The 24,325-nt window shown below is 66.1% G+C and carries 29 protein-coding genes; 10 read left to right on the top strand and 19 right to left on the bottom strand.

The genetic code is table 11. From position 1 onward, the window contains the following. Position 1: 1 nt before the first annotated feature. The 4 genes from FFS09_RS07855 to FFS09_RS07840 all read right to left on the bottom strand — a co-directional run bounded on the left by FFS09_RS07855 (position 2) and on the right by FFS09_RS07840 (position 3,244). Positions 2–340 (bottom strand): (2Fe-2S) ferredoxin domain-containing protein, encoded by a 339-nt coding sequence (locus FFS09_RS07855; protein ID WP_137918317.1) that lies wholly within the window; start codon positions 338–340, stop codon positions 2–4. Beyond that, positions 337–1,449 carry a VanZ family protein gene (locus tag FFS09_RS07850; RefSeq protein ID WP_137918316.1) on the bottom strand — a complete coding sequence of 371 codons (1,113 nt, stop codon included), beginning with the start codon at positions 1,447–1,449 and terminating at the stop codon, positions 337–339. Before FFS09_RS07850 ends, FFS09_RS07855 begins: the two co-directional genes overlap by 4 nt. 4 nt (positions 1,450–1,453) lie before the next feature. Beyond that, a complete protein-coding gene (locus FFS09_RS07845; protein ID WP_137918315.1) occupies positions 1,454–1,882 on the bottom strand; it encodes a CopD family protein in 429 nt (142 codons plus the stop codon). A 261-nt stretch (positions 1,883–2,143) separates the two neighbouring features. Then, on the bottom strand, positions 2,144–3,244 hold the full coding sequence (locus tag FFS09_RS07840; protein WP_137918314.1) for a hypothetical protein: 1,101 nt from the start codon (positions 3,242–3,244) through the stop codon (positions 2,144–2,146). A gap of 273 nt (positions 3,245–3,517) precedes the next feature. Between FFS09_RS07840 and hemB the strand changes: the two genes are divergently transcribed. Further along, entirely contained in the window at positions 3,518–4,519 is a 1,002-nt protein-coding gene (hemB, locus tag FFS09_RS07835) for a porphobilinogen synthase (protein WP_137918313.1), read from the top strand. Between the two features lie 8 nt (positions 4,520–4,527). After that, positions 4,528–5,643: a magnesium transporter CorA family protein gene (locus FFS09_RS07830; protein ID WP_137918312.1), complete on the top strand. Its 1,116-nt coding sequence runs from the start codon at positions 4,528–4,530 to the stop codon at positions 5,641–5,643. A 4-nt stretch (positions 5,644–5,647) separates the two neighbouring features. Here FFS09_RS07830 and FFS09_RS07825 read toward each other — a convergent pair whose 3' ends face one another. From FFS09_RS07825 to FFS09_RS07810, 4 genes are read right to left on the bottom strand one after another with little or no spacing between them, the layout of a single operon-like run. After that, positions 5,648–6,298: a glutathione S-transferase family protein gene (locus FFS09_RS07825; RefSeq protein ID WP_137918311.1), complete on the bottom strand. Its 651-nt coding sequence runs from the start codon at positions 6,296–6,298 to the stop codon at positions 5,648–5,650. 2 nt (positions 6,299–6,300) lie between these two features. Continuing rightward, positions 6,301–7,206, bottom strand: a complete 906-nt coding sequence (locus FFS09_RS07820; RefSeq protein WP_137918310.1) for an amidohydrolase family protein — start codon at positions 7,204–7,206, stop codon at positions 6,301–6,303. 4 nt (positions 7,207–7,210) lie between these two features. Then, complete coding sequence (locus tag FFS09_RS07815) at positions 7,211–7,894, bottom strand: dienelactone hydrolase family protein (protein WP_137918309.1); 684 nt, start codon at positions 7,892–7,894, stop codon at positions 7,211–7,213. A gap of 39 nt (positions 7,895–7,933) precedes the next feature. Next, on the bottom strand, positions 7,934–8,533 hold the full coding sequence (locus tag FFS09_RS07810; protein WP_137918308.1) for a 2-hydroxychromene-2-carboxylate isomerase: 600 nt from the start codon (positions 8,531–8,533) through the stop codon (positions 7,934–7,936). 87 nt (positions 8,534–8,620) lie between these two features. On the opposite strand from FFS09_RS07810, the gene FFS09_RS07805 reads away from it, so the two are divergent. The 3 genes from FFS09_RS07805 to FFS09_RS07795 are packed head-to-tail and all read left to right on the top strand — an operon-like array spanning position 8,621 to position 10,485. Next, positions 8,621–9,367, top strand: a complete 747-nt coding sequence (locus FFS09_RS07805; RefSeq protein WP_137918307.1) for an SDR family oxidoreductase — start codon at positions 8,621–8,623, stop codon at positions 9,365–9,367. A gap of 2 nt (positions 9,368–9,369) precedes the next feature. Further along, positions 9,370–9,846 carry a MaoC family dehydratase gene (locus FFS09_RS07800; RefSeq protein ID WP_137918306.1) on the top strand — a complete coding sequence of 159 codons (477 nt, stop codon included), beginning with the start codon at positions 9,370–9,372 and terminating at the stop codon, positions 9,844–9,846. A gap of 18 nt (positions 9,847–9,864) precedes the next feature. Next, positions 9,865–10,485, top strand: a complete 621-nt coding sequence (locus tag FFS09_RS07795; protein WP_137918305.1) for a MarC family protein — start codon at positions 9,865–9,867, stop codon at positions 10,483–10,485. On the opposite strand, the gene FFS09_RS07790 is transcribed toward FFS09_RS07795, so the two are convergent. The 10 genes from FFS09_RS07790 to hpaR all read right to left on the bottom strand — a co-directional run bounded on the left by FFS09_RS07790 (position 10,477) and on the right by hpaR (position 18,935). Continuing rightward, the gene (locus FFS09_RS07790; RefSeq protein WP_137918304.1) at positions 10,477–11,481 is read right to left on the bottom strand and encodes a 2-dehydropantoate 2-reductase; all 1,005 of its coding nucleotides are present in this window, start codon (positions 11,479–11,481) and stop codon (positions 10,477–10,479) included. The two genes, FFS09_RS07795 and FFS09_RS07790, sit on opposite strands and share 9 nt — an antisense overlap. 4 nt (positions 11,482–11,485) lie before the next feature. Beyond that, entirely contained in the window at positions 11,486–12,286 is an 801-nt protein-coding gene (locus FFS09_RS07785) for a class II aldolase/adducin family protein (protein ID WP_137918303.1), read from the bottom strand. Between the two features lie 31 nt (positions 12,287–12,317). Beyond that, complete coding sequence (locus FFS09_RS07780) at positions 12,318–13,145, bottom strand: aldolase/citrate lyase family protein (protein ID WP_137918302.1); 828 nt, start codon at positions 13,143–13,145, stop codon at positions 12,318–12,320. Positions 13,146–13,155: 10 nt separating this feature from the next. Continuing rightward, positions 13,156–13,983, bottom strand: a complete 828-nt coding sequence (hpaH, locus tag FFS09_RS07775; protein ID WP_137918301.1) for a 2-oxo-hept-4-ene-1,7-dioate hydratase — start codon at positions 13,981–13,983, stop codon at positions 13,156–13,158. Between the two features lie 4 nt (positions 13,984–13,987). Beyond that, complete coding sequence (locus FFS09_RS07770) at positions 13,988–14,437, bottom strand: 5-carboxymethyl-2-hydroxymuconate isomerase (protein WP_137918300.1); 450 nt, start codon at positions 14,435–14,437, stop codon at positions 13,988–13,990. A gap of 12 nt (positions 14,438–14,449) precedes the next feature. After that, positions 14,450–15,373: a 3,4-dihydroxyphenylacetate 2,3-dioxygenase gene (hpaD, locus tag FFS09_RS07765; protein WP_137918299.1), complete on the bottom strand. Its 924-nt coding sequence runs from the start codon at positions 15,371–15,373 to the stop codon at positions 14,450–14,452. Between the two features lie 163 nt (positions 15,374–15,536). Then, entirely contained in the window at positions 15,537–17,009 is a 1,473-nt protein-coding gene (hpaE, locus tag FFS09_RS07760; RefSeq protein WP_137918298.1) for a 5-carboxymethyl-2-hydroxymuconate semialdehyde dehydrogenase, read from the bottom strand. Between the two features lie 5 nt (positions 17,010–17,014). Then, the gene (locus tag FFS09_RS07755; RefSeq protein ID WP_137918297.1) at positions 17,015–17,800 is read right to left on the bottom strand and encodes a fumarylacetoacetate hydrolase family protein; all 786 of its coding nucleotides are present in this window, start codon (positions 17,798–17,800) and stop codon (positions 17,015–17,017) included. Next, complete coding sequence (locus tag FFS09_RS07750) at positions 17,797–18,447, bottom strand: fumarylacetoacetate hydrolase family protein (protein ID WP_137918296.1); 651 nt, start codon at positions 18,445–18,447, stop codon at positions 17,797–17,799. Before FFS09_RS07750 ends, FFS09_RS07755 begins: the two co-directional genes overlap by 4 nt. After that, on the bottom strand, positions 18,444–18,935 hold the full coding sequence (hpaR, locus tag FFS09_RS07745) for a homoprotocatechuate degradation operon regulator HpaR (RefSeq protein WP_137918295.1): 492 nt from the start codon (positions 18,933–18,935) through the stop codon (positions 18,444–18,446). Before hpaR ends, FFS09_RS07750 begins: the two co-directional genes overlap by 4 nt. A gap of 80 nt (positions 18,936–19,015) precedes the next feature. Between hpaR and FFS09_RS07740 the strand changes: the two genes are divergently transcribed. Continuing rightward, on the top strand, positions 19,016–20,074 hold the full coding sequence (locus FFS09_RS07740; protein ID WP_137918294.1) for an NAD(P)H-dependent flavin oxidoreductase: 1,059 nt from the start codon (positions 19,016–19,018) through the stop codon (positions 20,072–20,074). On the opposite strand, the gene FFS09_RS07735 is transcribed toward FFS09_RS07740, so the two are convergent. Beyond that, a complete protein-coding gene (locus FFS09_RS07735) occupies positions 20,052–21,128 on the bottom strand; it encodes a coiled-coil domain-containing protein (RefSeq protein WP_137918293.1) in 1,077 nt (358 codons plus the stop codon). The genes FFS09_RS07740 and FFS09_RS07735 overlap by 23 nt on opposite strands. Before the next feature lie 28 nt (positions 21,129–21,156). Between FFS09_RS07735 and radA the strand changes: the two genes are divergently transcribed. The 4 genes from radA (at position 21,157) to FFS09_RS07715 (ending at position 24,275) form a co-directional block, all read left to right on the top strand. Beyond that, complete coding sequence (gene radA / locus FFS09_RS07730; protein ID WP_137918292.1) at positions 21,157–22,533, top strand: DNA repair protein RadA; 1,377 nt, start codon at positions 21,157–21,159, stop codon at positions 22,531–22,533. Positions 22,534–22,588: 55 nt separating this feature from the next. Beyond that, a complete protein-coding gene (locus FFS09_RS07725; RefSeq protein WP_137918291.1) occupies positions 22,589–22,987 on the top strand; it encodes a glycerate kinase in 399 nt (132 codons plus the stop codon). 120 nt (positions 22,988–23,107) lie between these two features. After that, positions 23,108–24,058, top strand: a complete 951-nt coding sequence (locus FFS09_RS07720; protein ID WP_137918290.1) for a branched-chain amino acid transaminase — start codon at positions 23,108–23,110, stop codon at positions 24,056–24,058. A gap of 10 nt (positions 24,059–24,068) precedes the next feature. Continuing rightward, a complete protein-coding gene (locus FFS09_RS07715) occupies positions 24,069–24,275 on the top strand; it encodes a zinc-finger domain-containing protein (protein ID WP_137918289.1) in 207 nt (68 codons plus the stop codon). The last annotated feature ends 50 nt before the right edge of the window (positions 24,276–24,325 follow it).

Genomic DNA, 24,325 nt, shown 5'->3' with positions numbered 1-24,325 from the left:
CTCAGCGCCCCACGTCCGCCGGCGTCAAAAGTCGCTGCACGACGACACCGTCGCGCAAATGTGATTGCACGATTTCATCGATGTCCTGCTCGTCCACATAGCTGTACCAGACAGCTTCCGGGTAGACCACGGCGATCGGGCCGCCCGCGCAGCGGTCCAGGCACCCGGCCTTGTTCACCCGCACCTTGCCCACCCCCGTCAAGCCCAGCGCTTTGGCCTGCGACTTGCAGCGGTCAAACGCGTCCTGCGCCCGATGCTGGGCGCAGGACGCCTCGCCTCCGTCCCGCTGATTCAAGCAAAAGAAGATGTGCCGCTCGTAGTAGGACTTGTTTTCACTCATGGCGGAATTTTAGTGGCGGGGCTCGACGAGCGAGCCACCGCGCGCAAACCGAAGACCAGCGCAGCGAATGGCCACAGCCATCCGAGCCACTGGGACAAGCCGTGAAAACGAATGAACCGCCCCTGCTCCCACACTTCCAGCGATTGCACGAAATACGGGCTGTCGGGCGCCTGATTCAACAGCGTGAGCGACACCGCCAAAGCCAACAGCATCACCACCGTGCACAGTCGACGCGGCAGGCCCAGCATGCCCAGGCCGGCCAACAACGCGACGCCCATCCCCAGAGCAGCCTGTGGCGTGATCCAGGCCCAGGCATGGGTCGGGCCGTAGGTGAGCGCGGCCGACAGGCCGGCGGCCACAAATGCACAGAGAAACAATGCGAGCATGAAAGCGCTGCGGCGAACGACCGAACGCATCTCGGCATAACCCATGAGCAGCGGGGACAACAGGCACAGCGCCACGCAAAAGGCCTCGGCCAGCGGACTCAGTGGATCGGGCGTTTCCAACCGCAAAGGCAACCAGGTGAGGAACGGCGTGTCTTCCAACAAGGCGACCAGGCCCGACTCCAGCCGATCCAGCACCTGCCCCAATCCGAACGGCACCGAGACCGGATACAGCAGAGCGAACGGCCACAAGGCCAACAGCACGAGGCTTCCATGGGCGGTCGGCTCAAACCAGTTGGCGCGGAACTGGCTCCAGCGCCGCAAGATGCCAATGCGCTCCATCACCCAGGCGCAGACCACCCCCGCCGCCGCACCAGCGCCGTTGAGCGCAAAGTCGACGTTGGATGGCACGCGCATCGGCAAGTAGTTCTGCAGGGTTTCCACCGCCAAGGACAACAGCGTGGGCAAGGCAAACGCCAGCCACCACGACCATCGCCCCAGGTCTGAGCGCAGCATCGCCAGACTCAGCAGGAAACCCAGTGGGGCATAACCGAGCAGATTGGACGCCACATCAAAGCCCGTCCAGTACTGCGGCAGTGGCGCCTGCAAAAAAGCCAGCGGCGAAACGCCCTGCACCCGCCACCCGCTGAAGGGGTACAGGCTGGCGTAAACCACCAACCCGGCAAACAACAGTGCCAGTGGCCAGGCGGACGAACGGGTTTTCAAGGCATCAGAAGGGCTTGACCACCACCAGCACCACAATGGCCACCAGCAGGATCACGGGCAATTCGTTGAACCAGCGGTACCAGGTGTGGCTGCGCCGGTTGCGGCCTTGCGCAAAATGACGCAAAGTCGCGGCGCAAGCGTGGTGGTAGCCCAGCACCAGGGCCACCGCAGCCAGTTTGGCGTGCATCCAGCCCTGCCCGGAGCCGCGACCGATGCCGTAGCCAAGCCAAAGCCAGAGCCCCAAACCCAACGCCGGCACCGCCAGCAAGGTCGTGAAGCGCAGCAGTTTGCGCGCCATGAGAAGCAGGCGCTCACGCTCGGCCACGCTTTCAGGCGGCACCATGGCCAGGTTTACGAAGATGCGCGGCAGGTAAAACAAACCGGCAAACCAGCTGGCCACGAAAATGATGTGGAAGGACTTGACCCAGAGCATGGCGGCAGTGTAGCCCGGGGGGTCAAGATGAGGGTCAACGCCCCACGCAGTGCTGATGGCACAAAAAAAAACCCGGCCTTTCGGGCCGGGTTCGGAAGCCTTTTTGCTGTCACACACTAAGGCACCCGCTCAGGGAGGAAAAGCGGGGAGTCGACCTTTCGGAAGACTCGGAAGAAATGTTACACCAGTTATATGGAAAAACCAAGTGACCCTGTCAATCCTGACATTGATTTTTTGTGACATTTGATGTAACTCGAACGATTACGTCATCTTGGCAAGTTCAAACATGATGGCTGTGCCCAAAGCTTCGCGGATATTGCCTCGCCCCACCTTGGCCATGGAGAACTCGCCAAACCCCGACATGTCAAAGGAACTGTCGTCCGGTGAAATTTCGACAAAGGGAAACTCGAACACGTCGCGCAGCAACTCGCGACGGAACTGGTCGAATCCGTAATCCTTGACGTCGGCGTCGACGACGATGAGGTTGGGCATGCGCGACGCAATCGCTTGGCGCGCCTGATCAAAGTCGACCACGCTGTCCGACAAGATGCCGATCTCGCGCAGCGCGTCGCGCACATCGGCCCGGATCTGCAGCGCAGGGGAGATTGTGAGCACATACACACTAGCGAGGGTCTTGAACATGGACGATTGGTTGTCCGAGAAGTCCACGGCCGAAATGCCGTCCACCGCTTGCACAGTACGCGTGAACATCGCCGTGAAATGCACTCCGTCTTCGGTCATCTGACGGTCGATTTCAATGCCGCCGGCGGCCAGGGCAATCTGGCGCACCAACATCCAGCTCAGGCTGTCCATGGAGGCGCTGCTGGAAGGCGGTGTGCCGTCATTGGAGACGCGCAGTTGGAGACGTGCGTACTCTGGCCATGTGTTGAGGTCCAGACGCACATCGATGTGGTTGCCAAAAGGTATTCCCCATTCGACCACCGCGCTGACGAACGTGTGGGCCACGGTCGGATCTATCAGGACTTCGATCGATTTGAGTTTGCGCCGCAGCTCAATGCCGAGGATGGCCAGGTCCTTCTTGCGCTCCTGCAACACGCCTTCGACCAGTTTGGCCATGCAGATGCGCTCGTGCGACTGCCGAATGCGCCCGCCATAAAAGCGGTGGATCTGCTGGGCGCCGATCCCCGAAAGCTTGATGCGGTCCGTAGGGATGCTGAGCATGAGGTGCTCTTGCTTGCTGATGCTTCCTTTGCTTAGCAACAAATCGATGGTGTTCTGCAGCGCGTTGGCGCCTTCGGTCACTTGATCGGCGAGCCCGGACAGCAGCGTCGGCCAATGATCGTCCAGCGACCATGACTCGGCTTCTTTGGTGTTGGGCTTGGTGTGCGCGACAGTGCTCACGCTGGGCTTTTTGGTAGTCAACATGTTCGTACAGAGGAGGTTGCGGCGTTGCAGGCCTCAATGCGCCGACAGGTAACAGAATGTGTCGCACAAGAATACCGCCATTGCCGGTGGAGTAGAAAGAACTAACACCCAGTATTTTCTTATTACTGTGTACTTCTTCGCAACCTTTGTTGATTTTTGCACTGCACACATCTACTAAAAGTTGTACATCAACCCGTGGCATCAGACGGCCGAGATGGCCAAAGTGGGTGTGTTTGCCACAATACGCCCATGCATCCACCTGCCCCCTACCCCTCAAACCGCCCCCGCCGCCTGCGCCGGGATGCTTTCACCCGTGACCTGGTGCGCGAACACCGCCTCCATGCGAGCGATCTGATTTACCCGGTGTTCGTGCAGGACGGCCAGAACCAGCGCGAGGCGGTGGCGTCGATGCCTGGCGTCGAACGACTGAGTCTGGACTTGCTGCTGCCCGTGGCAGAGGACTGCGTGGCGCTGGGGATTCCCGTGATGGCGCTGTTCCCGGTGATCGACCCGTCGCTGAAAACGCCCGATGGCCAGGAGGCGCTGAACCCGGACGGCCTGGTGCCGCGCGTGGTGCGTGAAATAAAACAACACTTCCCACAACTCGGCGTGATGACCGATGTGGCGCTAGACCCGTACACCAGCCATGGCCAGGACGGCGTGCTCGACGAGCACAACTACATCCTGAACGACCCCACGGTGGAAATCCTGGTGAAGCAGGCGCTCACACAAGCGCAAGCTGGTGTGGACATTGTGGCGCCGAGCGACATGATGGACGGCCGCGTGGGCGCCATCCGCACCGCGCTGGAGGCACAGGGCCTGGTACACACGCGCATCATGGCTTACAGCGCCAAGTACGCCAGCGCCTTCTACGGACCGTTCCGCGATGCGGTGGGCTCGGCGACCAACCTGGGCAAGGCCGACAAGAAGGTCTACCAGATGGACCCCGGCAATACCAACGAAGCCCTGCGCGAAGTGGCGCTGGACCTGGCCGAAGGGGCCGACATGGTGATGGTCAAGCCCGGCATGCCGTACCTGGACATCGTGCGCCGCGTGAAGGACAAATTCGCCGTGCCGACCTTTGCCTACCAGGTGAGCGGCGAGTACGCGATGCTCAAGGCGGCGGCCCTCAATGGCTGGCTGGACCACGATGCCGTGATGATGGAGAGCCTGCTGGCCTTCAAGCGCGCGGGCGCCGACGGCGTGCTGACCTATTTCGCGCGCGACGCCGCCCGGCTGCTGCGCGGCTGAAGCCCAACATGCGCATCTTTCGCGTTCTGCCCTCCGGCGCCAGCGAAATCGACAGCCTGCCGACGTCGCTGGACGCCCAAGGCTACCTCTGGATCGCCTGCGGGCGGCGCGAGTTCGAGCTGGAACAGGCGCGCATCCAGGCCACGCTGCAGTCGCTTGCGGGCACCACGCTGGTCGACCTGCACATCTCGGACCTGCTCAACAACCAGTTGCCGTCGCACTACGACTACACGTCGAAGTACGACATTCTGGTGTTCCGGCGGTTGGCGGCCGGCCAAAGCGAGACCGATCTGGCGCAGCCCGGCGCAGTGCTCACGCAGTCGCTCAAGCGCGGCGGCCCACCGGTGTTGCGGCGCATCGACACCAGCCCGGTGGGCTTTGCGGTGTTTGACAGGGTGCTGCTCACGGTGCATCCCGCCGGCTGCCAGGTGTTGGAGCAATACGCCACGCGCCTGCTCTCATCGACGGCGGTGGCCACGCGCGTGACCGGCGTGCACTTGCCACCGAGCCCTGCCGATCTGATGCTGCGCATCGTCAACCAGATGGTCGACGGCTACCTGGAGTTGCGCCGCGAGCTCACGCGCCAGCTCGACCACTGGCAGACCGAGTTGCTGCAACCCAAGGGTCGCTTCAGCAACTGGAGCTCGCTGCTGGATGCGCGGATTTCCCTGCACCAGCTCGACGAGATCTGCGAAGACCAGCGTTCAGCGATCCAGGACTGGATCGAATCGCTGTCGACCTGGGAACCCAACGAGACCAACGGCGGGCAACGCGGACTGGAGTTGCTCAAGGTGCGCTCGCGCGACGTGCTGGAACACATCGAACGCGTGGTGCACCACGTGCGCCGCCTGGAGCAGAACGCCGAGACGGCCGTTCAGATGCATTTTTCGGCGCAGAGCAACCGCACCAACGACATCATGCGCACGCTCACCGCGCTCACCGCCATCTTCCTGCCGCTGAACCTGATCGCCGGCATCTTTGGCATGAACTTCCAGTTCATTCCGTTGTTGCACCAGCAGACCGGCTTCTGGTGGGCCATCGGTTCCATGGCGCTGACCGCGGTGGTGCTGGGCGTGCTGTTCTGGCGCAAGCGCTACCTGGTGCGCACGTCCTCCGGGCGTTGAGCGTTCAGATGAAGGGAGCGCTCAGGCCTTCGTTGGCCAGCACCCGCTGCACGGCCGGGCGCTCCAGGACACGCCGCAAATAGGGACCAAGATGCGCCCGGTCGCGCGCGGGTGCGTTGGGGAAATTGCGCGTCCAGCGGCACAGCGTGAACACGTACGCGTCGAGCAGGGTGAAGGCTTCGCCCATGAACCACGGACCGCCGTGGCGCGCAAGTTCGGCGTCGAGCTGGTCGAGCAGCGGCCCCACGCGCGCCTGGGCGTTGCGCTGCACTTGCGCCGCCACGTCCGTGTTGCCGGTGTCCGCCCAGCGCTCGGGATAGAAGTAGACGATGAGCGTGGCCTGCAGCGTGTTCGTCATCCACATGAGCCATTTGTAGGCATGGGCGCGGTCGCGCGTGTCCATCGGCGGCATCAGCCGGGCCTCCGGGTGCGTGTCGCTCAGGTGCAGGCAGATGGCGGCGGTTTCGTACAGCACGAGGTCGCCCTCGACGAGCACGGGGATCAGGCCGTTCGGGTTGAGCGCGAGGTACGCGGGCGTCTTGTGCCCACCGTTCTGTTTGTCGACCAGCACGCGTTCGTAAGGCGCGCCGATTTCTTCGAGCAGGATGTGCGGCACCATGGAGGCGGTGCTGGGGGCGAAGTGGAGCTGGATCATGTTCAGGGTTTGGGCGTGGCCACGCCAAAGAGTTTCGCGCCATTGTCCCAGGCGATGCGCCGCGCCACGTTCGCGGGCAGTCCGCCGAGCCAGGTGCGGTAGCCCTTCATGAGTTCGTCGTAGTGCTGCCAGCGCTGGTTGATCCAGGTGTCCGAGCCGATCAGGAAACGGTCGGGGTACTTGAGCAGCAGCGCACGCCATTCGGGGCAGAGCTGACCGTCGGTGCAGGTCAGACCCGGGCGGTAGGACAGCTCGCCCATCAGGCGCGGATAACGCGCGAAGAGTTCGTCCACACGCGGAGCAGGCGTGCCACCGATGCCGGTGTGCGCCCAGATCAGCAGCGACTTCTGGCCTTTGGACGGCGTGTTCGCCATCAGCAGGTCGATGGCCGCGTCGTCCACGTGCGCGAGGATCGCCAGGTCTTTTTCTTCGGCCAGCGCCATGAGCTGCCTGGCCACCGGGCCGTTGGCGTTGGCGCTGTCGTAGAGATGGAACTCACCCAGACCACGGTAGGGGCCGGCGGGCGTGCCTTGCTTCAATTCGGCGTTCACCATGTCGACGATGGTCGGGTCGCGGAACCAGTTGTTGTAGTCGGCGCGGTCGCGGTACAGGCGCACGAAGGGCACCACCGCCACACCGGCCTTGCGCGTCTGCTCGCGCGCGCTGGCCAGCGCCTTGGTGCCATCGTTGGGCCGCGAGTTGGCGACGACGGCGCGCACGCCGTTGCGCTGCATGCGGTCGAGCACGTCGGCCATGGGGTGCGGGCAGCCCGGAGCGGGCGTGTCGTGCGTGCAGGCTTCGTTGTTGTAGTGCAGGTGGGCGTCGAACAGCGGGCCGCGGTAGTCGGCTGCTACCGCGGCCGAGCCAGCACCGATCAGCAGGCCCAACGACGCAACCGCGCGCCACATGGCATCACGCGATGTGTTGTGCGAAGAACGCCAGCGTGCGTTCGCGCGCGAGCTTGGCCGCGGCTTCGTTGTACGAGCCACGCTGGTCGCAGTTGAAGCCGTGGTTGGCATCGTAAAGGTGCACGGTCACGCCGGGTTGCGCCTTCTTGAAGGCTTCCACCGTGTCGAGCGGAATCCAGTGGTCTTGTTCGCCGAAATGCACCATCACCGGCACGGTCGGCTTGCGGGTAGGTTCCTCGCCGACGGTCATGCCACCGCCGTAGTAAGGCGCGGCGGCGGCCAGCCCCTTGAGCTGGCTGGCCGAGCGCCAGGTGAGCAGACCGCCCCAGCAGTAGCCCACGATGCCGACCTTGCCGGCCTGCGCGGCGTGGTCGATGGCGGCCTGGATGTCGGGCATCACCCCGGGTGCGGGCAAACCTTCCACCGCAGCCTTCAGCTCCATGCCGGCCTTCATGTCGGCCTCGGTGTAGCCGAGTTCCACGCCTTGCTTGACCCGGTGGAAGGTGGCGGGCGCGACCGCGAGGTAACCCTCTGCCGCGTACCCGTCGGCCACCGAGCGGATGTGCGAGTTCACGCCGAAGATTTCCTGCAGCACCACCACGGCGCCACGCGGCTTTCCGGCGGGCTGCGCCACGTAGGCGGGAAACTTGAAGCCGTCGGCGGATGTCAGTTCGATTGTTTGACCCATGGTGTTTCTCCTGTGTGTTGGTGGCTTGGGTTGAAAAATTCAGGCGCGCAGTTTGCGCGCCACGAAGTCGAGGCGGTCCTGGCCCCAGAACAGTTCGCCATCGACGACGTAACTCGGCGCACCGAACACGTTGAGATCGATCGCGGCTTGCGTCTGCGCGTCGTAACGCGCTTGCACGTCCGGCTGTTGCGACTGCACCAGGCGTTCGGCGTCGAGCCCGGTTTCGGCAAGCAGTTGTGCGAGCACCTCCAGCGAGGCGATGTCGCGCTGCTGTGTCCACACCGCGGCCAACACGGCACCCGTCAATCGCATCGCCGCGTCGTCGCCGTCGTGCAGGGCCACGGCGGTGATCAGCCGCGCGGCGGGGTCGCCTGCCACGGGAAAGAACTGCGGCTCGGGATGCAGCGGCATGCCCAGCGCTTCGCTGAAGCGGCGCAGTTCGAGCAGGCGGTACGCCTGGCGCTGCGGCGCGCGCTTGGGCAGCGGCAGGCCGCCGGAGAGGGGAAAGATGCGCCCGAGGTCCATGGGCAGCACGCGCACGCGGGTGCCGGTCTCGCGCAGCAGGGCGGCGAAGCGCTCGTGCCCCAGGTAGGTCCAGGGGCTTTGCGGCACGAAGTAATAGTCGACTGTGCGACCCATATCGGTCTCCTCTCGCTGTTGTAATGGCCACCGCGGCGGCGAGCCCGTGTTGTACGCGATGCCGCCACATTCTGCAGGAGACGGGTTATGGACAAGGTGCTTTTGGTCACCGGCGGCGGACGTGGTATCGGCGCGGCCACCGTGCAGCTGGCGGCGCAGCAGGGTTGGGCCGTGGCGGTGAACTATGCCGCGAATTCGCTCGCGGCCGACGAGGTGGTGCGCGCGATCCGGGCCGACGGTGGCACGGCCATGAGCGTGCAGGCCGACGTGGCCGACGAAACCCAGGTGCTGGCGATGTTCAAGAAGATCGACGCCAAGCTCGGTCGCCTCAACGGTCTGGTGAACAACGCGGGCGTGGTCGACGTGACCGCGCGCGTGGACGAGATGAGCGTGGCGCGCTGGCGCCGCATGTTCGACATCAACGTGATCGGCTCGATGCTGTGCGCGCGTGAAGCGGTGCGCCGCATGAGTACGAAACACGGTGGCGAAGGCGGCAGCATCGTGAACCTCTCGAGCGCGGCGGCGCGCCTGGGCGCGGCCGGCCAGTACGTGGACTACGCGGCGGCCAAGGGCGCGATCGATGCCTTCACCATCGGTCTGGCGCGCGAGGTGGGCGGCGAAGGCATACGCGTCAACGCGGTGCGCCCCGGGCTGATCGAGACCGAGATCCACGCCTCGGGCGGTCTGCCCAACCGCGTGAACGACCTCAAGCACCAGGTGCCGATGCAGCGCGGCGGCAGCGCCGACGAGGTGGCGCAGGCCATCGTCTGGTTGCTGTCCGACGCCGCGAGCTACACGACCATGAGCCTGATGGACGTATCGGGAGGACGCTGAAGATGACGACGAACACAAGCCACATCAAGTACTGGTGGGAAGACCTGCAGGTGGGCGAGACGCGCGACCTGGGCACGATCACGCCGACGGAGGAAGACACCTTGGCGTTTGCCCGCCAGTTCGATCCACAACCTTTTCACCTCGATGCCGATGCCGCCAAGGCTTCGGTGTTCGGCGCGCTGAGCGCCAGCGGTTGGCACACCTGCGCGATGGCGATGCGCCTGATGGTGACCAATTTCCTCAACCAAAGCTCCAGCCTGGGCTCGCCCGGCCTGGAAAGCGTGAAATGGCTCAAACCGGTGTTCCCTGGGGACACGCTGCGCCTGCAACACACGATCCTGGAAAAGCGCCCCATGCGCAAACGGCCCGACGTGGGGCTGGTGCGCACCACGTGGGAAATGTTCAACCAACATGGTGAGAAAGTGCTGTTCATGGACGGCTACGGCATGTTTCGACGCCGTGATCCGGGTCAGGTGTAAGGCCCCACAATCGCGCGCATGGACTTCAAGCCGCTCATCACCCTGCTGGCGATCGTCAACCCGTTGGCGATCGTGCCGTTCTTCATCCACTACACGCAGGGGTTTTCGCGCCAGCAGCGGCAGCGCACGGTGCTGGTGTCGGCGTTCAGCGCGTTCGCCGTCATCGCCACCTGCGCCATCATCGGCCTGCAGATCCTGGAGTTCTTCAGCATTTCATTGGCGAGCTTCCAGGTCGGTGGCGGCATGCTGCTGCTGACCTCGTCGCTGTCGATGCTCAACGCGCGTCCGGCCGAGGCCAAGGCCACCGACCAGGATTTGAGCGAGGCCTCCGCGCGCACCTCCATCGCCGTGGTGCCGCTGACGATACCGCTGCTGACCGGACCGGCCACGATGTCGACCGTGGTGATCTATGCCGACCAGGCGAAAACCTTTTTCCAGCACGCCGCGCTGGTGGGCTATGGCGTGGTGATCGCGCTGGCCACCGCGGTCTGTTTCACGCTGGCCGAGCCGATCGCGCGCGTGCTCGGACAGACCGGCATCAACGTGATGACCCGGCTGATGGGCCTGATCCTCGCAGCGCTGTCCGTCGAAGTGATGGCCACCGGCCTGGTGAAGCTGTTCCCGGCGTTGCTAGGCTGACGGGTACAACCCCAAGGTCTGCGCCTGCAGGCGCGCAAGACCGAGCAAGGCGTCGGTGAACGGCGTGGGCACGCCGGTGAGTTGGCCGAGTTCGCGCACCACCGCCACCAACGCATCGAGCTCCACCGGTTTGCGCGCCTCCACGTCCTGCAGCATCGAGCTTTTGAACGCGCCGAGTTTGCGGGTGACGGCGTGGCGGTCTTCGGGCTGCTGGTCGATCGGGATGCCGATGCGCGCGCCGATGTCCTTGGCTTCGAGCATCACGCGGCTGATGAAGCCTCGCACCAGTTCGTCGTCCAGGATGCGGTCGCTGGTGGCGCCGGTGAGCGCGCTCACGGGGTTCACCGTCATGTTGCCCCAGAGCTTGTACCAGACGTCTTTCTGGATCTGCGGCGACACGGCGGCGTTGAGGCCTGCGCGCTGCAGCAAGGCGGCCAAGGCCATCACGCGTTCGCTGGCTTGGCCGGACGGTTCACCCACGATGAGGCCGTTGCCGAAGTGGTGGCGAATGACGCCGGGCGCGTCCACCGAGCAGCTCGCGTGCACCACGCCACCGATGACGTGGCGCGCGGGAATGCCACGCTCGATCGCGCCGTCGGCATCCACCGTTTTGAGAGACGTGCCGGCGTGCGCGCCGCCGAAGCCGTTGAAGAACCACCAGGGCACACCGTTCATGGCCGTGAGCACCACCGTGTGCGGCGCGAGCAGCGGTGCGATGCCGCGCACCACACCGGGCAGCGCGGGCGCCTTCACGGCCACGATGACGAGGTCCTGTGCGCCGAGTGCCGACGCGTCGGCGGCGGCTTGCACGGGCGCTTGCTGCCGTTGGCCGTCCTGGTGCAGTTGCAGGCCGGCGCGCTGCAGCGCCGCGAGGGTCTCGCCGCGCGCCAGGGCGCTCACGTGGCAGCCCACTTGCGCAAGCCGCACGCCGAGCCAGCCGCCAATGGCGCCTGCCCCCACGATGGCCACGCGCGGAAATTCGGGGGTCGAACTCACCACATCACTCCAGGTAGCTGCGGTCCAGCCGGTTCACCTGCCGGACCAAGGCCTCGAACACGTCGCGCCCGGCGCCGTGGTCGGGGTTGAATTGCAGCGCATCGCGCGTGCATTTCACGGCAATGGCTTCGGACACGGGAATAGCCGCTGGCGCACCGCCCATGGCGAACGTGGCCATCTGGATTTCGCAGGCGCGCTGCAAGGTCCAGAGGATCACGAAGGTCTGCGGCACGGTCGCGCCCCAGGCGAGCAGGCCGTGGTTGCGCAGAATCACCGCCGGCTTGCCGCCGATGCTCTTGAGCAGGCGCGGCGCTTCGTCGGCGTGGATGGTGATGCCTTCGAAGTCGTGGTACGCCACCATGCCGTGCAACTGCGCGGTGTAGAAGTTGGTCTGCTGCAGGCCGTCTTTCAGACACGCCACGGCCACCCCCGCGGTGGTGTGCGTGTGCATGACGCAGTGCGCACCCGGCAGGCCATCGTGGATGGCGGCGTGCACGGTGAAACCGGCCGGGTTCACCGGGTAGGGCGAGCCGTCGAGCACCTCGCCTTGCAGGTTGATCTTGACCAGGTTGCGCGCGGTGACTTCGCTGTAGTGCAGGCCAAACGGGTTGATCAGGAACTGCTTGTCGTTGCCGCTCACGCTCGCGGGCAGGCGCAGCGTGATGTGGTTGTAGATCATCTCGGTCCAGCCCAGCATGGCGAAGACGCGGTAGCACGCGGCGAGTTCGACGCGCGTGGCCCACTCGTCGGGATGCATGCCAGCGGGCGCCGTGGTGATGGTGGCCGGTTGCAGCGCTGCGTTCATGGCGATCTCCGTTGGGCTGGGCCGTGTGTGGTCAATACACCGCGCCTTTGGCCGGCGTGGGCACGGCAGGGGCCTCGGCCTTGAAGCGCGCGGCGAGCGCGCTGGTCTGGCGCACGAGGATTTGCGTGTCCAGCCCCACGGCCACGAACACCGCACCGCGTGAGAGATAATGGCGCGCAAGGGTTTCGTCGGGCGTGAGGATGCCGGGCGCCTTGCCGGCGCGCAGGATGCGCGCGATGGCGTCTTCGATCGCGGCCTGCACCTCGGGGTGGCCCGGGTTGCCCACATGCCCCAGCGAGGCCGAGAGGTCGGCCGGGCCGATGAACACGCCGTCCACCCCGGGCGTGGCGGCAATGGCATCGAGATTTTTCAAAGCCTCGCGCGACTCCGCCTGCACCAGCAGGCAGACCTGGGCATTGGCTTCTTTGGCGTAGTTCGGGTAGCGGCCCCAGCGCGAGGCGCGCGCACCGCCCATGCCACGGATGCCGCCCAGCCCATCGATGTCGCCCGCCTGCGGATAGCGGCAGGCACGCACGAGGTGGGCCGCTTGCTCGGGCGTGTCGACCATGGGCACGAGCAAGGTCTGCAGACCCAGATCGAGGTATTGCTTGATGAGCGCCGCGTCGCCCACGGGAACGCGCGCGATGGCGTGCGATGCCGGGTAGGCGGCGATGGCCTGCGCCTGCGCCAACAGGTCTTGCAGGCCATTGGGCGAATGCTCGCCATCGATGAGCAGCCAGTCGAAGCCCGCGCCGGCGCAGATTTCGGCACTGTAGGCGTTGGCCAGGCCGAGCCAGAGGCCGATTTGGGCGCGGCGTTCGGCCAGCGCTTGTTTGAAGGGATTGGTGGGAGTTTGCATGGAATGAGGATCAAACGAACTGGAACGTCAGGCAGCCGAGCGGGCCGTAGTCGGCCTCGAACAGGTCGCCCGATTTTGCCGCCACGGGCCGCGTGAACGAACCGGCGAGCACGATCTGCCCGGGCTGGAGCGACTCGCCCCAGGGGGCCAGTTTGTGCGCAAGCCAGACGATGCCGATCGCGGGGTGGCCTTGCACGCCCGCGGCCAGGCCGGTTTCTTCGACCACGCCGTTCTGCCGCAGGATCGCGCCGCACCACGGCAGGTCGGTGGTACGCGGATCGGCGCGGTAGCGCGCGTCGCCTTCGCCGATCACGATGCCGGCATTGGCCGCGTTGTCGCTGATGGTGTCGAAGACCTTGCGCATGGCCTTGGTGTGGCGGTCGAACTGCTCGATGCGCGCGTCGATGATCTCGATCGCGGGCGTCACATAGTCGGTGGCGGCGAGCACGTCTTCCACCGTCACGTTCGGTCCTTGCAGGGGCGCCTTGAGCACGAAGGCCAACTCCACCTCGACGCGCGGCGCGATGAAGCGCGAAGCGGGAATCTGCAGCACCTCGCCGGCGCGTGCGGTGAAGCGCATGCTGTCGAGCAGGGTGCCGAAGTCGGGCTCGTCGATCTGGCTGGAGAGCTGCATCGCGCGGCTGGTGAGGCCGATCTTGTGGCCGATCACCTGTTTGCCGGTGGCCCGCTGCAGCGCGACCCAGGCGCGGCCGACGCGGTAGCCGTCGTCGATGGTGATGCCGGGAAAGCGCTTGGAGAAATGTTCCAGTGGCACGCGGCTGCGCTCGGATTGCTCGAGCTCGGCGGCGAGTTGCTGGATGAGGGTGTCGTCGAGCATGGGCTCAGCCGCCTCGGTTGAACAGCGGGTGCAGCGAGCTGGTCTTGCCGTCGAACACCTCGTGCCCTTCATCCACCTGCACGGTGATGCCGATCGGGCGCGTGGCGAGCTGCGTGGCGAAGTGCGTCTTCACGACCGCCTGCAGCGCATCGCCCACGCGCTGGTGCGTGAGCGCACTGCGGCCCTTGGCCATGCGCACGTTCATGTAGACGAAGGCGTAGTCGCCACCCCGTCCCGCCGCGATGCCGGCTGCGCCACCATCGCCCACAGCACTGTGTGCCGCGGGGTAGGCCAGCACGCGCGTGCCGCCGGTGGGAAACACCTGCTTGTCGGCTTCGTCGCGCACGGCAAGCATGGCGTCGCACAAGGTGCGGCAGAGCGCGCCCATGTCGGCACCGCCGTCGGAAACGGACTTGTCGAGGTTGGGGGTGTAGAGGATGACGAGGTGCGGCATGGTGATCGTTCTTCAGAGGCGCGAGACGGTCTGGTAGCCCTTGGCCGACGAGGCCTGGGCCGCTGGAATGGCTGCGCCCGTCTGCGGCGTGACGGGAAAAATCGCGTTGATCTGGCCGGTGCCGGACGCACCGAAGTACGGCGTGATGACTTCGGCCTGGCCGTCGTAGTCGCTCCAGCCGAGCGCGCCGAGCATCATGGCGGTGTCGTGCATGAAGCCTTCGCCGTGCCCTTTGGCGGCGTACTCGGGCAGCATCTCGCAGAAGGCGTTCCACTCGCCCTGCTCCCACATCTGCACCACGCGGCGGTCCAGCGTTTCGAGGAAGGGTGTCCAGATCTTGAAGGCAAAGTCCGGCGCAAGGCCGTTCTGCGCGAAGCGGTGGCTCAGCGAGCCGCTGGCGAAGAAGGCGACGGTGCCGTCGTAGTGGTCTTCCACGGCTTTGCGCATGGCCCAGCCCAGGCGTGCGCTGTCGTTGAGGTAATGCGACTGGCACAGCGCCGAGACCGAGATGGCCTTGAAGTGCTGGTCGGCGTTCATGTAGCGCATGGGCACGAGGGTGCCGTATTCGGGGCCGAGCGTGGTCGCGTCGTGGGCCAGGGTGTCAACGCCATGCTGGTTGCACACCTCGGCCAGCAGCTTGCCGAGTGCCGGGTTGCCCGGGATCTCGAACGGCATGTTGCTGATGAAGTGCGGCAGCTCGTTGCTGGTATAGGTACCCTTGAAATGCGGCGCGCAGTTGAGGTGGTAGCTGGCGTTGACGAGCCAGTGCGTGTCGAACACGACGATGGTGTCGACACCCAGTTCGCGGCAGCGGCGGCTGATTTCCTGGTGGCCGTCGATGGCGTCCTGTCGTGTGCCTTTGCGCGGCCCGTCGAGTTCGCTGAGGTACATCGAGGGGACGTGGGTGATCTTGGCGACCAGTGCTAGCTTACCCATGGCAGTCTCCGCGTTGTGAAGATCCTTCAGATCGAGCGGGCAGGGCGTTCTGCGCAGCGGGGTAAAGGAGGAGACGGCACCAGCCGTCGGGGGACTCCCGCGGAGCAGAGCGCCCTGCCCGTTCGATCCCACCCACACGGTGGAGCGAAACACAGCGCTTCACTCAAACACCCCAATGCGGAATGTGGTGCGACCCGAGCGACACCGCGACATTCTTGGGCTCCAGAAACACCTCATAACTCCAGGTGCCCCCTTCACGCCCAGTACCGCTGGCCTTCGTGCCACCAAACGGTTGACGAAGATCGCGCACGTTTTGCGAGTTGACGAAACACATGCCCGCTTCCACCGCCGCCGCCACCCGGTGCGCGCGGCCAAGGTTCTCGGTCCACACATAGCTGGACAAGCCGTATTGAATGTCGTTGGCCAGTTCGATCGCATGCGCCTCGTCGCGAAACGGAATCAGGCAGGCCACCGGGCCGAAGATCTCTTCCTGGGCGATGCGCATGCGGTTGTCCACATCGGCGAACACCGTCGGCCACACGTAGTTGCCCTTGGCCACGCGCGCCGACAACTCGGGCGCATAGGAAGGGCGATCCAGCCCGCCACACAACATCGTCGCGCCCTCCTTCGGCCCGAGCTCGATGTAGCCGCGCACCTTGGCCAGGTGCGCCTGGCTGATCATCGGGCCGACAATGGTTTTGGCGTCCAGCGGGTCACCGACCGTGATGCGTTTGGCGCGCTCGGTGAACTTCTGCACGAAGTCCGCGTAGATGCTTTGCTGCACAAGAATGCGGCTGCCCGCCGTGCAGCGTTCGCCGTTGTTGCTGAAGATCATGAACACCGCGGCGTCGAGCGCACGGTCCAGATCGGCGTCGTCGAAGATCACGAACGGGCTCTTGCCACCCAGCTCCATGCTGAACTTCTTCAGCCCCGCGCTCTGCGCGATGCGGTTGCCGGTGGCGGTGGAGCCGGTGAAGGAAATCGCGCGCACATCCGGGTGAGCGCACAGCGGTTCACCCGCTTCCTTGCCGTAACCATGCACGATGTTGAGCACGCCGGGTGGAATGCCCGCTTCAAGCGCGAGTTCGCCCAGGCGCGCAGCGGTCAACGGCGAAAGCTCGCTCATCTTCAACACCGCCGTGTTGCCGAACGCCAGGCAAGGCGCGGTTTTCCAGGTCGCCGTCATGAACGGCACGTTCCACGGGCTGATGAGCGCACACACGCCCACCGGGTGGAACAGCGTGTAGTTCAGGTGCGTGGGCGTGGGGTAGGTGTGGCCGTCCACGCGGGTGCACATTTCCGCGAAGTAGTGGAAGTTGTCGGCCGCGCGCGGCACGAGTTGCTGACCGGTCTGCGCAATCACCTGGCCGCAGTCGTTGGTTTCGGTGCGCGAGAGCTCTGGCACGTTGGCGGTGATGAGATCGCCCAGCCGGTGCATGAGCCTGGCGCGTTCGGTGGCAGGCAGGCCCGCCCACTTGGGGAATGCGTCTTTCGCGGCCTGCACGGCGGCGTTGATCTCGTCCTTGCCGCCGGCTGTGACTTCGGCGAGCACCTCTTGCGTGGCGGGGTTGACGGTCTCGAAGGTCGGGCCGCCCGCGACGGACTGGCCATTGATGAGGTGCTGGATCGTGGTCATGCGGATCAAGGGTGTTGGGTGATGGTGTTGACGAGCTCGCCGATGCCTTCGATGGACGTGACGATCACGTCGCCCGGCTGGCAATCGACCACGCCATCGGGCGTGCCAGTGAGGATCACGTCGCCGGGTTCCAGCGTCATGAAGGCGCTGAAATACTCGATGAGCGTGGGCACGTCGAAGATCATGTCGCGCGTGTGGCCTTGCTGCGTGAGCTTGCCGTTCACCGTCGTCTGCAGCGCGAGGTTCATCGGCCCTCCGTGGCGTTCGTGCACGTCGGCGGCGTCCACCAGCCACGGCCCGATGGGCGTGCAGGTGTCGCGGTTCTTCACGCGCAGGTTGGGGCGGTACCAGTTCTCCAGGTAGTCGCGGATCGCGTAGTCGTTGGCCACCGTGTAGCCGGCCACGAAGTCCAGCGCGTCGTCCTTGTTCACGCGCCGTGCCGTGCGCCCGATCACCACCGCGAGTTCGCATTCGTAGTGCATGAATTGCACGCCATGCGGACGCAGCGTGAAGGCACGGTGGCCCGTGAAAGACGCCTCGCCTTTCACGAAGGCCAGCGGTTCCTCCGGCGCCTTGAAGGCGAGTTCCCTGGCGTGGTCGGCGTAGTTCAGGCCGAGCGCGAGCACGGTGCGCGGGCGCTGGGGCGGCAAGGGTGGCAACGGCGGCAGCCAGACCACGTCGTCGAATCCGACCCGTCGGCCACTGAACGCGGGCGTGAGCAGCTCGAGCTGACCCTCGTGCTCGATGGCGTCGTGGACCGCGCCGGCCCAGGCGATGCGGGCGCGCTTCATGCGGCGGCCTCCTTCACGAAAGAATGGCGCGTGGGCGCGAACCCCGCGGCGGTGATCTCCACCGTATCGCCCGCGTGCACCAACGGCCGCGTGCCATCGGGCAGGCAGTCGGTGCCCAGCATCAGCACGTCGCCGGGGCGCAGCGTCATGAAACCGTTCACCGCGGCCAACAGGGTCGCGGGGTCGCGCACCAGGTCGGCCAGGACCGCGGTCTGCCGGTGCACGCCATTGATGTGCAACTCGATCTGCAAACCCGCCAGCCCCACCATGCCGCCGACCCGCGACAGGGGCACGCACTCGGCGCCCACGCCCAGGAAACCGTCCAGGCAATGCGCCTTGACCGCCGGCCGGTAGTAGCTCTCGTGCACGACCGACACGTCGTTGAACAGCACCGCGCCCACCACGCCGTCGCCGCCCATCACCAAACCCAACGAGGCCGCGACCTGCACCGCCGCGCCGGCGGGCAAGGCGATGGCCTGACCGGACGGCGTGAAGGTGTTGGCGGTCTTGATGTAGAGCACCGGCGCCTGTGGCGCGGCCTTGTAGGGCGCGTCGTTCATGCGCGGCGCCCACAGCGCGTGTTCGCGCTGGAAGTTGAGCAGCGTGCCGTAGACCGTGCCGGCCGGCATCCAGGGCATTGTTGTCATGCGGCGTCTTCCTCCAGGTTGTCGGCCTCGGCATCGGCGGGTGCTTCGAGCGCGATCACCTCGTCGAGCAAGGCGTAGAGCTGCCCCAGGCGTTCTGCACCCAGGCGCTGTTCCATCCAGACGTAGTGCGCCTCGATGGTGCTGGATAGGCTCTTCACCCGCTTCAGGCCCGCCGGTGTGGCGCGCACCACGGTGCGCCGAGCGTCTTCCCCGCAGCGGCTGCGCGAGATCAGGCCGTCGCGCTCCATGCGGGTGAGCACACCGGTGAGGCTGGGACCGAGCAAAAAAGCCTCGCGCGCCACGCGCCCGGTTTCCACACCACCGGGCAGTTGCGCGTGTTCGCCCAGCACGCGCAACACGCGCCATTGCTGGTCGGACAGGCCGTGCTCGCGCAGGCTGGGCCGGGTGTGCAGCATCACGGCCTCGCGCGCTTCGAGCAGCAGGCGCGGCAGGTTGCGGTGGATGAAGGGGGTGGTTTCGTCGCTCATTTATTTAACATGTTAAATGATTTTTTTGGAAACACTTTCATGGTTTACCCGGTGGGGGTGTCCCGGTGAGAATGGCGCGCATGAACGCACTCACCACCCTGCTCGGCACCGAACATCCTTTGATCCAGGCGCCCATGGCGGGCGTGCAGGGCGCCGCGCTCGCGGTACCGGTGTGCAACGCGGGGGCGCTGGGGTCCCTGCCCTGCGCCATGCTGTCGCCCGAGGCGCTGGAGCGCGAGCTGACGACCCTGGCGGCGGGCACCACGCGGCCGTACAACGTCAACTTCTTCTGCCATGTGCCGCCCGAGCCCGACGAGGCGCGCGAAGCGGCGTGGCGCGCCTGGCTGGCCACCTACTACCACGAGGCCGGACTCGACATCGACAGCGTGCCCCCGGGCGCGGGCCGCGTGCCGTTCAGCCGCGCGGCGGCCGACATCCTGGAACGCTTTCGCCCGAAGGTGGTGAGTTTTCACTTTGGCCTGCCCGACCTGGACCTGCTGGACCGCGTGAAGAGCTGGGGCAGCGTGGTGCTGTCGTCGGCCACCACGGTGGAAGAGGCGCGATGGCTCGAGGCTTTTGGAGCCGATGCCATCATTGCCCAGGGCGTGGAGGCCGGTGGTCATCGCGGCATGTTCCTGTCAGACGATCTCACCACGCAGAGCGGCACGTTCGCGCTGCTGCCCCAGATCGTGTCGGCCGTGAGCGTGCCGGTGATCGCGGCCGGCGGCATTGCCGATGCGCGCGGCGTGGCCGCGGCCATGGCACTGGGTGCGTCGGGCGTGCAGGTGGGCACCGCCTATTTGTGCTGCACCGAAGCCACCACGAGCGCGATCCACCGCGCGGCGCTGCAGAGCGAGGCCGCGCACCACACCGCCCTCACCCACCTGTTCACCGGGCGCCCGGCGCGCGGCATCGTGAACCGGGTGATGCGCGAACTCGGACCGATGAACCCCGTCGCGCCGGCCTTCCCACTCGCCACGGCCGCCATGGCACCGCTGCGCGCGCATTGGGAGGCGAAGGGCAGCGGCGATTTTTCACCGCTGTGGTCGGGGCAGAACGCCAGCGGTTGCCGCGAGGTGTCCGCGGCGGAACTCACGCGCGATCTGGTTCAGGGCTTTACGGGTCTCGCAGGGCGTTGAGCCAGCGCTTGAGGCGCGCCGGGTCGTCCACCTGTTCGAGGTCGTTCGAGAGTTGCGCCAACGCGGCCTCCAGCGCGCGGGTCTGATCAATCCTTTGCTGCTGCAAGGTGTTGGCATTGGGTGACTGCCCCTCGGGCAAGTCGAACTCATCGGCCAAGGCGTTCTGGCGCGCGGCGCGCTCGCGCTCCAGCTCGGCCACCTGGGCCTTGAGCAACAGCGTGAGCGAGGCCAGGCGCGCGTCCGACAGGTGGTGCACGGCCTCGGGGTCGGTCAGCTCGGCGCGGGCCTGGATCTGCAGCAACGCCACAAGATCGCGCTTGTCGTACGCGGCGTTGGCCTCGCTCATGAGCGCGGTCTTGTGCAAGCGCAGTTGCGGATCGCTCTCGCGGTCCGGGTGCAGGGCGCTGGCAAGCTGGCGGAACAGGCGGCGCAGCAGCGTATTGGCATCGTGCCGCTCGGTCTCGTGCTGCACGGCGCCGGGCTTCTTGCGCGCGCGCCGGGCCTGTATGGCCTCGCGGCGGCGCTCCTGCTCTTCCTCCTGTGAACGCCGCAAGCGCTCCATGCCCGCGCGCAGCAGCTGCTCGGCGCTCAGCGCCTGGCCATCGTCCTCCAGCGGCTCACCCAGCACGGCCTCCAGCCGTTGGCGCATCGCGTCGGCCGCGTCCTGCTTCAGTTGCGCGAGCGTGCGTGGGCTGTGGCGGTCGTGCAGTTCGCGCATCGCCGTGTCGCCCGCGTCGGCCAGGGTGCGCGCCAGGCGGCACAGCACGGCGCGCGCGGTGTCGGCCTGCAGACGGCTGAGCAGCTTGCCTTGCAGGTGTTCGTCCAGCGCCAGGGCCAGCGCGCGCTGGTCCCGCGCCAGTTGCCGACGCAGCGGCTCCACCGCGCCGTGCAGCTCGGCGCGGTGCCGCTGCGCCAGTGTGTCCATCTCGGCGAGCTGGCTCTTGAGCTTGTCGATGCGCGTGAGCTGCAGGTTGTAGGCGCGCGCGGCGGCCGACATCGGCTGCGCGGAAGGCGGCAGCACGCGCAAGGCAGCGGTGGTATCGGAAGAGGACATGGAGGCGTCGACTATATTGCCCGGCACCATGGCCAAAGACAAAACCCAATACACCTGCAACGAATGCGGCGGCAACAGCCCCAAGTGGCTGGGCAAATGCCCGCACTGCAATGCATGGAACACGTTGATCGAATCCGTCGCGGAATCGTCTGCGCCCTCGAAAAACCGCTTCGCCGCGCTGGCCAAGACGGCCGAGGTGACCACACTGGCCGACATCGACGCCACCGACGTGCAGCGCACGCCCACCGGCCACGACGAACTCGACCGCGTGCTCGGCGGCGGCATTGTGGAAGGTGGCGTGGTGTTGATCGGCGGCGACCCGGGCATTGGCAAGTCGACCTTGCTGCTGCAGGCGCTGGATTCGCTGCAGCGCGCGGGCCTGAAAACGCTCTACGTGACGGGCGAGGAAAGCGGCGCCCAGGTAGCGCTGCGCTCGCGCCGGCTCGGGCTGGACGGCTCGCAGGTCAGCGTGCTGGCCGAGATCCAGCTGGAAAAAATCCTGGCCACGCTGGACGCGACCCACCCCACCATCGCGGTGATCGACTCGATCCAGACCGTGTACTCCGAACAGCTCACCTCCGCCCCCGGCTCGGTGGCGCAGGTGCGCGAGTGCGCGGCCCACCTCACGCGCGCGGCCAAGGCCAGCGGCACGGCCATCGTGCTGGTGGGCCACGTGACCAAGGAAGGCGCGCTGGCCGGCCCGCGCGTGCTGGAGCACATGGTCGACACCGTGCTGTATTTCGAGGGCGACACGCACAGCAGCTTCCGCCTGATCCGCGCGATCAAGAACCGCTTTGGCGCGGTCAACGAGATCGGCGTGTTCGCGATGACGGAGAAAGGCCTCAAGGGCGTGAGCAACCCGAGTGCGATCTTTCTCTCGCAGCATTCGGAGCCCGTGCCAGGCAGCTGCGTGATGGTGACACTGGAAGGCACGCGCCCGATGCTGGTGGAGATCCAGGCGCTGGTGGACAGCGGCGGCCCGAGCCCGCGGCGGCTCTCGGTCGGCCTGGACCGCGACCGCCTGGCCATGCTGCTGGCGGTGCTGCACCGCCACGCCGGCGTGGCCTGCATGGACCAGGACGTGTTCGTCAACGCGGTCGGCGGCGTGCGCATCAGCGAGCCGGCGGCCGACCTGGCAGTCATGCTCGCCATCACGTCCAGCCTGCGCGGCAAGGCCTTGCCCAAGGGTTTCATTGCCTTTGGCGAGGTGGGCCTGGCCGGCGAGGTACGGCCCGCGCCGCGCGGCCAGGACCGGCTGAAAGAGGCGGCCAAGCTGGGTTTCAGCGTGGCGGTGGTGCCCAAGGCCAACCTGCCGCGCAAGAACGACAAGGCCTTCGAAGGCCTCACGGTGCATGGCGTGGACCGCATCGAAGAGGCCATGGAGCTGGCGCGCAGCCTGGCCTGAATCCATCCGTACTACCCGCAGGCTCGCGGCGCGGGCTTGCACCGACAATCCCCCCATGCGATTTCAGAAACTGCTTTATTTCGCGGCCGGCGTGAGCCTGCTCTACCTCGCCCACCGCACCTATGGCTGGCCCGGCGTGGCCGCTGTCGGCGGCGGACTGGTGATGTGGATGCTGCTGCATTTCACCCGCCTCATGACGGTGCTCAAGCGCGCGTCCGACCGTCCCATCGGCTACGTGGACAGCGCCGTGATGCTCAACGTCAAGCTCAAGCCGGGCGTGACGCTGATGCACGTGATGGCCATGACGCGCTCGCTCGGCGAGCGCCTGTCCGACGAAGGCGTGCAGCCCGAGGTCTACCGCTGGCGCGACAACGGCAACTCGACCGTGACGGTGGAGTTCAAGAACGGCAAGCTGCTGGGCTGGAAGCTGGAACGTCCGAACACAGACGAATAAGCCCCAGCGGCACCGTCGGGTGGCGACCCATCGGCTCCTGGGGCCGGCGCGCCAACGCCGTAAAATCGCCGGTTTGGCAGCGCAGACTGCCGCTTCCGACGAACTACCCCAAGGACCCACATGAGCCCCATCGTTCCCTCGATGTCCGACCGCGACGGCAAGATCTGGATGGACGGCCAGATGGTGGACTGGCGCGACGCCAAGATCCACGTGTTGACCCACACCCTGCACTACGGCTGTGGCGCCTTCGAGGGCTTGCGCGCCTACAACACGGTCAACGGCACGGCGATCTTCCGGCTCGAGGAGCACACCGAGCGCCTGTTCAACAGCGCCAAGATCCTGCGCATGAAGATCCCCTTCACCCAGGACGAGGTGAACGAGGCGCAGAAGGCCGTGGTGCGCGAGAACAAGCTCGAGAGTGGCTACATCCGCCCGCTGGTGTGGATCGGTGACCAGAAACTCGGCGTGAGCCCCAAGGGCAACCAGATCCACCTCATGGTCGCGGCCTGGACCTGGGGCGCCTACCTGGGCGAAGAAGGCATGAAGCGCGGCATCCGCGTCAAGACCAGCAGCTACACCCGCCACCACGTCAACATCACCATGACGCAGGCCAAGGCGGTGAGCAACTACAGCAACAGCATCCTGGCCAACATGGAGGCCCTGGACGACGGCTACGACGAAGCCCTGCTGCTCGATTCCAGCGGCTTCGTGAGCGAAGGCGCGGGCGAGAACATCTTCGTCGTGAAGAACGGCGTCATCTACACGCCCGACCTCTCCGCCGGCGCGCTCAACGGCATCACGCGCAACACCGTGTTCAGCATCGCCAAGGACCTGGGCCTGGAGATCGTGCAGAAGCGCATCACGCGCGACGAGGTCTACATCGCCGACGAAGCCTTCTTCACCGGCACCGCCGCCGAAGTGACCCCGATCCGCGAACTCGACCGCATCGAACTCGGCAAGGGCGACTACGTCGGCAGCCGCGGCCCAATCACCGAAAAGATCCAGGCCGCGTTCTTCGACATCGTCAACGGCCGCAATCCGAAGTACGCCTCCTGGCTCGCCAAGGTCTGAGGAACACGCCATGAGCAAAGCCGCCGTTGAACTCAAGGCCTCCGACCTCAACGCCCAAGGTGGCGTCTTCTGCCCCAGCCCCCTGGCCGACATGAAGCTGTGGAACAGCCACCCCAAGGTGTACCTGGACGTGGCCGCCACGGGCGCCGCCAAGTGCCCGTACTGCGGCACGGTGTACCAGCTCAAGGCCGGCGAGACCGTTTCACACGGTCACTAATGGAACATTGCGGTCGCCCGGGAGGCCCGGCAGACCGAAGATAATGCGGG

The organism is Hydrogenophaga sp. 2FB (assembly GCF_005503365.1).
Classification (GTDB): Bacteria; Pseudomonadota; Gammaproteobacteria; order Burkholderiales; family Burkholderiaceae_C; genus Hydrogenophaga.
This window is presented reverse-complemented; position numbering and strand designations above follow the sequence as displayed.